We start from the raw sequence: 7,631 nt of genomic DNA, 5'->3' as shown, positions 1-7,631 counted from the left end.
CCCAGCGGAACGCGTACCTGGCCGGGGGCCGCTCGTCCAGCACTGACTCGAGCAGGGCAACCACAAGCCCCGAGGAGACCTGCTCGGCGGGCAGCGCGGCGACCTCGGCGATCAGTTCCTCGCTGGCCGGCTCGTCCAGTACGGCGGCCGCCTCCGCCACCGTGCGCGCCTGTGCGCCGAGGCCGGCCAGCCGTTCGGCCACCGCCTCCCGCAGGCCGTGCGGCGGCTCCGCGCCGGTCAGGGCCGTCACGGGGTCCGCACGCCGACCGTCCTCCCGCAGGAAGGCCAGGTCTTCGACGATCGCTGCCGGGAGCCCTCCGGAGCGTTCGTACAGCAGGGCAGCGAGCGCGGACGCCGTGCTGGCCGCGGGGCCTGCGACAGGACCGGCCGCGGCGCCCGGGACCGGACCGGTCGCCGGGCCGGCCGGGCTGCCGCCGAACGTGGCGCGGGCCAGTTCCAGCACCTCGCCCTTCTCCAGAGGCCCGACCCGGAGCAGGCCCCCGGAAACGCCGGGCGGGCAGCGGTAGGCCGCTCCCAGTACGGGAGACCCGTCCGGCAGTTCCTCCGCCCGGTAGGTCACCACCAGTGTCAGGCCGGGGTCCGGGTCCCTGGCCAGTAGCAGCAACAGCTCCCTGGTCGCCCGGTCGGCCCACTGCGCGTCCTCGACCAGCAGCACCACCTCGCCCAGGGCGCCGATCAGCGCCAGGAGGCCCTGCGTGAGCCGGTACCGTTCGTCGCCCCCCGTGCCGGTGGTGTCCTCCGGCAGCAGGTCGGCCAGATCGGGCAGCCGGCCTCGGAGCGCGCCGGCGCTCGCCGGCAACCGGGCCGCACCCGCCAGCACCGGACGGCCGCGGCGCAGCGCCTCCAGCAGCGGGCCGTAGGGGGTCGGCTCGGCCACCGGGTGGCACCGGGCGGTCAGCACCCGGTCGCCCGGTGTTCCGGACTCCGCCAGCGCCCGCCCGACCAGCGCGGACTTCCCGGCCCCCGCATCGCCCTCCACCAGCACCACCGCCGGTGCGGCCCGCAGCGCCTCGACCAGCCGCGCCACTTCGCGCCGCCGCCCGACGAAACCCGGTGCCCCGCCGTCCTGAGTCATCACCGCACACCCCATCCGCACACCCGACCCGACCGCACAGACCGGCGAGAGCACGTACGTTCCATGCGCGCCATCATGCCGTGCCGCCCTGACGCCCCGACCCCCGGCCACCGCCCTTTCCCCGCGCGGGGCACCGCGTCCGACCTCCGAGCTGCCGCCCCGCATCACCACCTCCTTTCCGCGTCTCCGGTCACTCCGGCCGGGATCCCGCCCGCCGTCCCAACTCCGGCCCCAGCCGCTTGCGGCGTGCCGTGTTCGAACGGCTTCCGTGCATCCCCCTCCTCCGCCGTCCCCGCTCCGCGCGCCGCACCAGTCCCGGCCTCCCGGGCTCCGTTCGCTCCTCCCGGAGCCCGTCCGGGCCGCCGCCGCGGCGGACCGCCCGCCACCGCGCCGTGTTGCGGGCGGGGTGGCTCCCTGGCGAGCATGAAGGAACTGCGTGTGACCTCACCCCGAGTGACGAGGACAGGTGCTGTCATGACCGACTGGGACGCCCAGGAGCCGGAACCCGCCGAGGACGACGGCGTTCTCGAGCCTGCCGACTCGCTGCTCACGGACCGGCTGGACGACGACCCGCTCGACACCGGGGTCATCCCGCCGGACGGCTACCGGGGTGCCACCGCGTACGGCACCACGCCCGAGGAGGCCGAACGCGGCGAGTCCCTGGAGCAGCTGTTGGCGGAGGAGGAACCCGACAACAGCCCCGAGGCTGTCGACGACCGCTGGTCCGACGGCCCCTCGCCACGCGCCGGCCGCCTGGTCGAGGACGGCATCGACACCGAGGGCACCGACGTCGGACCGGACGCCGGTGCCGCAACCGCGGAAGAAGCCGCTGTGCACCTGGTCTACCCGGACGAGGACGCCGAGGCCGAGTTCGACGACGCCGGACCGGACGAGCCGCTGCGCGAGGCGGTCCGGTTCACCGTGCTCGACGACCTGTCCGACCGCGTGCCCGACGACGACTACCGCTGACCCCCGCTCGGCGCTCCGGGCCTCCCCGCCCTCAGCCGCGCACCTCCACCTCCAACTCGGCCACCAGCAGCCGGGGCCCGCTCTCGTCGGCCTCGACCACCACGGCCCCGTCCGGTGCCCACGCGGCGCTGCCCCCGCAGCCCGTCCACGGCCCGGCGGGGCCGACGTGGTTGGCGAGCACCACGTACATCCCGGTGGCCTCGGCGATCGCCGGGTGGAGGGCAGCACGCTCCGCCCGGCCGCCGCCCGTCCCGTACAGCGAACTCGCGAGGTGGACCTGGCAGCCCTGCGCGGCGTTCCTCGCGGGCACCTCGGGGAAGTGGTTGTCGAAGCACGTCCCCAGTGAGTAGCCGACACCGTCCAGCCAGAAGCGGCCGCCGCCGTTTCCGGACTCGAACACCTGCCGCTCGTTCTCGTACAGGTGCTCCTTCGCGTACACCGCCGCCACAGCGCCGTCCGGGGCGTACACGGTGCTGACGATCTGCGGCCGGCCGCCGGGGCCCGCTGCGGCGCCGTTGACCACGATCGTGATCCCGGTGGCGCGCAGCGGGTCGAGGCGGGTGTCCTCCGCTTCGGTCCACAGCGTCCGGTCCGCACCGATCAGCCCTGGCTCGTACCCGGTGAGCGACAGCTCCGGGCAGACCATCACCGCTACCCCGGCCTCCCACGCCTGCACCGCCAGGTCGGCGATCAGCCGTACGTTGGCCTCCACGTCTCCCCCGACGCACTCGAACTGCGCCGCTGCCACCCGTACCCGCGCCACCACGTCCTCCTCCCCTGCACACCGACTGGACCCTGCTCGACCGACACGGACCCGCCACCACTGCCCCACCCCCTCCAGCAGCCCTCCGGAGGAGCCGACGGATACGGAGAAACAGGCGGCGAACGCCTCGTCACAACCCCTCCGATCCGCGATCCGCGATCCCCAATCCGCGTCACCGGGCGCGCGGCGCTGACCGGTTCGGTACCTCCGCTCCCGAAGGCGGAGGTATCCGGTGGACTCCGATAGGCATATCTTCGCCCCGGTCCGCCCGGACAGTTGTCGGCGCATCGGACTTGGCCCGCCGTGCCGCACCCCGGCCAGGAGAGCCGGCCCACCACCGCCCACCCGGCCACCACCGACCGAACGGTACGGGTGGACGACCCGCATCTGGACCGGTTGCACGCGAGCTCGCGCCGGCGGGACCGCAACCGTTCCCCGCTCGGAACCGCACCTGGTCAGCGCCTGGCCCTCCTCTCCTCCCCCTGAGTCAGCAGTGGTTCCAGCACCGCCCACTGGGCGTCCGTCGGATCTCCCCGGGCCATGGAACGTGATCGTTGCATGACCTTGATCCACTTCTGGAAGTGGGCCGCCTCCTTCAGCCGGCTGTCGGCGACGGCTCCACCGGTGGCGGCTCGGATGAGTAGCGCGCCCGGTTGGCGTTGAAATGGGCCAGGTAGTAGGTGACACCGTCGAGGTGCAGCTCCATGGGCGGAGGATCGGTGACCAGGTGGGTCCAACTGTGCCGGCCGTCCAGCTGCGCCTCCAACTTCGGAGTGTTCCAGGAGCGCGCCCGCCTCTCCGCTTCTTCCGGGGACCACAGGAAGCGGGCGGCAAACTCCTTCTCCTCACCGGGCTCCGCCGCTGTCAACGCCCTTACCAGCGCCGGACTGTAGACGGCGCGGACCCGGAAGTTCACGAGGAACCGCCTCCTGATCACGATTCGCGCGTAACGACGGCTGTTCCCCCGGTGGCGTCCGGCCACGATGACGCTTTCGCCGCCGTCGCCCCAGCCCGGCGGCGCGACCCATACCTTCGCCCCCGCCACGAAGTGCCGATGCCCCTGGCGAATCTCCAGCCCGCCTTCGCCGTGGCTGGTCTCAGGGGCGATGTTGGCCACGATGCACAGGCCCAGCGGTTCGGGTGCGGTTCCATCCGTCATGGCCGCCATCATTGCCCAGCACGCGCATGGTGGCATCACCTTTTGTTGACCACCGCGTTGGCGTCTTCGGCGAGCAGCCCGCCCAGGCGTCCTGCGTACCTGATCGGCCCTGGTACCGACTGCCGGGGTCGCCGCACAGTGGCAGACGGTGCCTCCGCAGACGCTGCCGACCTGCATCAATGTGCTCTGCACGGTGCCCTGCACTGTGTTGTCGACCCGCATCGCCGAGTTGTCCGCGCCGTCCGCCACCCCGATCGCCCCCTCTCTCCGCACCGGCTCCCGACCGGCGTGCCCCCACGGGCGACCGCACCCCGGCCGCATGGGCCTCGCGGTTGTCAGCAGACTGCCACGGCACTGGAACTCCACCCGCCGAACACTGAGTTCGGCGGGGCGGGGCATTGGTTCGCCGTCGATGGAAATCGCTTTGGGCAGCCAGTAGGGAGCCAGTAGAGTGTGCGGCCACGGGCCCCGCCATGACCTGAGAATTCGTGCAAGGCGGGTCGCCCGCCGACAATTCGACAGCAGGACGCCTCCGAAGCTTCCGCTGACCGGGGCGCACCGATATCGACCGCCAGCGAGTCGGATCGGCCTCGCTCTCCGGCCGGGCGAGCGGACGAGCGGGCCGTCCGCCTCGGGCGCGAACCGGCCCCGGGCAGTCGCATCATCTGCCGTCCGCCACCCGACCAGGAGTTCCACGTGCCGCCGATCTTCCCCGAAACCGTCCTGCGCACCGATCGACTGCTGCTCCGCCCCTTCACCGCCGAGGACGTGGAGGACACCCGGGTCGCCTGCTCGGACGAACTGACCCAGCGGTGGCTTCCGCTCCCCCAGCCGTACAGCACCGAGCACGCGACGTCCTGGTGCACCGACGTGTCGCACCGTCTGCGCACGTCCGGCGACGGCGTGCACTTCGCCGTCACCGACGTCGAATCCGGCAGGCTGCTCGGTACGGTGGGCCTCAAGAAGACCGACTGGCCGGCCCGGGTGAGCGAGGTCGGTTACTGGAGCGCCCCGTGGGCCCGCGGCCGCGGTGTGATGACCGAGGCGACGCGCACGCTCGGCGAGTGGCTGCTGGGCGCGCAGGGTTTCCAACGCCTGCAGTTGTTCGCCGCCACCGGCAACACCGCTTCGCAGCGGGTCGCCGAGAAGGCCGGGTTCCACAAGGAGGGCGTGCTCCGGAACGCTGGTCACGTCCACGGCGGCCGGGTCGACCTGTTCGTCTTCTCCCTCGTCCCCGACGACCTGGCGGGGAACTGACGGGCAGGGGCCCGTCAGCGGCGCAGAACGAGGAAGCGCACGCTGAACCAGAGCGTGACGAACCCGAGGACGTTGCCCGCCGCCATCAGCCCGGCCAGGTCTCCGGCGTCCACGGGCGCGGGTATGAGGAAGGCGGCGGCCAGCATCACGGCGAAGTACACGGTGTTCAGCAGGAAGGCCGCTCCCGCGCGGCCTATCTGCTCCAGGTAGCTGAGCAGCGCGAGCGTTCCACCGAAGAGGGCCAGGGTGGGGCCGACCCAGGCGAAGTATCCGGCCGTTACCGCGGCCGCGGCCCGATCCGTGGTCAGGGCCCGGGCGATCGGCTCCCGCAGCAGGAAGACTGCCGCACCGAGCAGCAGGTACGGGGGCAGGGAGAGCCGCAGGACGGTGTTCAGACCCGCGTGGTTGATCCCCCTCCGGCTCCCGCCCGGCCGCAGGGTGACGGCGATCGCCGTGCCGGAACCCACGGCCATCGCGATGACCATCAGCAGCCCCACCGCCATCTGTCCGAGGGAGAAGCCGGCGACTTCTACCGGCCCGGCTTCGCGCAGCACCCGCAGGTAACCGAAGGTCACGGTGGACAGCAGCAGGAACGTACCGGCCACCGGTGCACCGAGGCCCAGCAGTTCGCGCACCGCGGCCCGGTCGCCGACCAGCGCGGGCCGGGCCACCCGCTTGCGCCGGAGGACGGCCACGACGGCCGCGCCGACTGCCACCGTGGCGGGCAGTCCTCCGATCGGCACCGCCAGCACGCCCAGCTCCGTGACCGCGTGGAGCACGACCGTTCCGGCGATGGACAGCACGGTGAACAGCGCTCCGAGCCAGGCGGCCGGGCCGGTGTGCCCCAGTCCGCGCAGAACTCCCGCCCCCAGATAGGGAAGCAGCCCGACCGCGCTGGTCAGGGCGAGGGTCACGACGAAGACCAGCACCGAGTGCCGTGCGTCCGGGGCGACCCCGAGGGCGTTCAGGACCGGGCCCGGCACCATCAGTACGACCACGGCTTGCAGCACCAGCAGCCCGGCCCCGACCGCGAAGAACGTCGGCAAGGACTTGAGCGCCTCCCGGCTCCTGCCGTTCCGGGCGGCGATGCCTGCGGACACCTGAGAAGCGACCACCAGTCCCTCGGTCACCGCGAGGACGAGGTAGCCGATCGGCGTGTACACCGAGCGGACGTAGAGCGCTTCGGGGCCCAACCGGCCCAGAAAAGCCACTGTCCAGGCTTGTAGTACCAAACCTGCCACCAAGCCGAACAGAATGGACACGGCGAACCGCCCGGCCGAGACGTCCAACGCGGTTTCCCGTTTCTCCTCACGCACCTCGGCCGTTGTTGCGGTATTCCCCATCATGCCCCCTCCCCTTGCGCCGGTGACGGCCCAGCCGACACCGGCGATATCGACGCGGCCGACCATAGCTGGACGTTTTCGAGATTTCAACAAATAAAATTCGTCGCCCGGTCGAAGGCCGACCTGAAAATCCCGGCAGCAGACGGACCGAGAAGCAAACCCGCTCGAACGACACGGCCGGCCCACTCCCTCCGCCCCGCGCCCGAGCCCGCCCCTGGGCCCGGCCCCGGGCGATGACCGTGCCGTTCGAGCCGTGGCGAACTCCCCTGCAGAGCGCCACTCGTTGGGGGCACCCGTCGGCGTGTCCCGATGCCCCGCCTCGGCCGGGTGCGTTGTGCTGTACGGCGTCCTTCGGCCCTGTGGGGCCCGCCCATCCACTGCCCGTCCAACGGAGGTACCCGTGTCCACCACTGCCGTCTTCACCGTCGAGGGAATGAGCTGCGGTCACTGCGAGCGGACCGTCACCGCAGGACTGACCGCGTTGAACGGGGTCACCAATGTCACCGCCGACGCGAAGTCCGGCCAGGTGACCGTCGAATCCGCCGAGCCCCTGCAGGACGACCAGATTCGCTCGGCCGTCACCGATGCCGGCTTCGCCCTGGTCGGCCGCGTCTGAACCCACCGGCAGACCGGCGGCTCCGGAACGCCGTTGCGGCTGCGGAGCCCGCACGGCCTCGCCGCTTCACCGCCCCACTGCTTCACCGCCTCACTGTCGTCCTCCGTCCACACTCCTCGCCGTCCCCCTCCAGTTACCGTCGGTCTGCTCGAAGCAATCCCGCCCTGGGAAGAATTCCCGACGATCACCCCCGAGGGTGATTTCTCGCAACCACCGACGGTCTCGGCGAATCGCTCCGGGCGGCCGCCCTGAACCCCCGGCCGGCCGCCCGGACCGCTCGGCACCGAGCCGAGCCGCATCGAATCCGATATGAAATATATTCACACCGGAATCCTCCGGGCCCCTGCCGCCTGAAGCGTGGCGCCTCCCCGCGAAGCGGCCTTCTTCCGGTGCTGCAGCGCAGCCGCGAAAACGGCTCCGAATAATAA

General features: G+C 72.0%; 7 protein-coding genes. 3 read left to right on the top strand and 4 right to left on the bottom strand.

The annotated features are described in order from the left end of the window. Positions 1-1,096: AAA family ATPase (locus ACFUEL_RS30565; protein WP_380240024.1), on the bottom strand; the 1,096-nt coding region annotated here is incomplete at its 3' end. Between the two features lie 474 nt (positions 1,097-1,570). On the opposite strand from ACFUEL_RS30565, the gene ACFUEL_RS30560 reads away from it, so the two are divergent. Then, complete coding sequence (locus tag ACFUEL_RS30560) at positions 1,571-2,065, top strand: DUF5709 domain-containing protein (protein ID WP_380240023.1); 495 nt, start codon at positions 1,571-1,573, stop codon at positions 2,063-2,065. A 31-nt stretch (positions 2,066-2,096) separates the two neighbouring features. Here ACFUEL_RS30560 and ACFUEL_RS30555 read toward each other — a convergent pair whose 3' ends face one another. Together ACFUEL_RS30555 and ACFUEL_RS30550 are read right to left on the bottom strand one after the other, a co-directional pair. After that, positions 2,097-2,813 (bottom strand): carbon-nitrogen hydrolase family protein, encoded by a 717-nt coding sequence (locus ACFUEL_RS30555; RefSeq protein WP_380240025.1) that lies wholly within the window; start codon positions 2,811-2,813, stop codon positions 2,097-2,099. Positions 2,814-3,423: 610 nt separating this feature from the next. Beyond that, on the bottom strand, positions 3,424-3,987 hold the full coding sequence (locus ACFUEL_RS30550; protein ID WP_380240022.1) for a hypothetical protein: 564 nt from the start codon (positions 3,985-3,987) through the stop codon (positions 3,424-3,426). Between the two features lie 696 nt (positions 3,988-4,683). Between ACFUEL_RS30550 and ACFUEL_RS30545 the strand changes: the two genes are divergently transcribed. Further along, positions 4,684-5,244 (top strand): GNAT family N-acetyltransferase, encoded by a 561-nt coding sequence (locus tag ACFUEL_RS30545; RefSeq protein WP_380240021.1) that lies wholly within the window; start codon positions 4,684-4,686, stop codon positions 5,242-5,244. A gap of 14 nt (positions 5,245-5,258) precedes the next feature. On the opposite strand, the gene ACFUEL_RS30540 is transcribed toward ACFUEL_RS30545, so the two are convergent. Then, positions 5,259-6,653, bottom strand: a complete 1,395-nt coding sequence (locus ACFUEL_RS30540) for an MATE family efflux transporter (protein WP_380240020.1) — start codon at positions 6,651-6,653, stop codon at positions 5,259-5,261. Positions 6,654-6,987: 334 nt separating this feature from the next. Between ACFUEL_RS30540 and ACFUEL_RS30535 the strand changes: the two genes are divergently transcribed. Next, complete coding sequence (locus ACFUEL_RS30535; protein ID WP_380240019.1) at positions 6,988-7,203, top strand: heavy-metal-associated domain-containing protein; 216 nt, start codon at positions 6,988-6,990, stop codon at positions 7,201-7,203. Positions 7,204-7,631: the final 428 nt, after the last annotated feature.

The sequence above is a fragment of the Kitasatospora sp. NPDC057198 genome (assembly GCF_042670125.1).
GTDB lineage: Bacteria > Actinomycetota > Actinomycetes > Streptomycetales > Streptomycetaceae > Kitasatospora.
The sequence above is the reverse complement of the archived record's forward strand: the minus strand, read 5'-3'. Positions and strand labels throughout refer to the sequence as shown.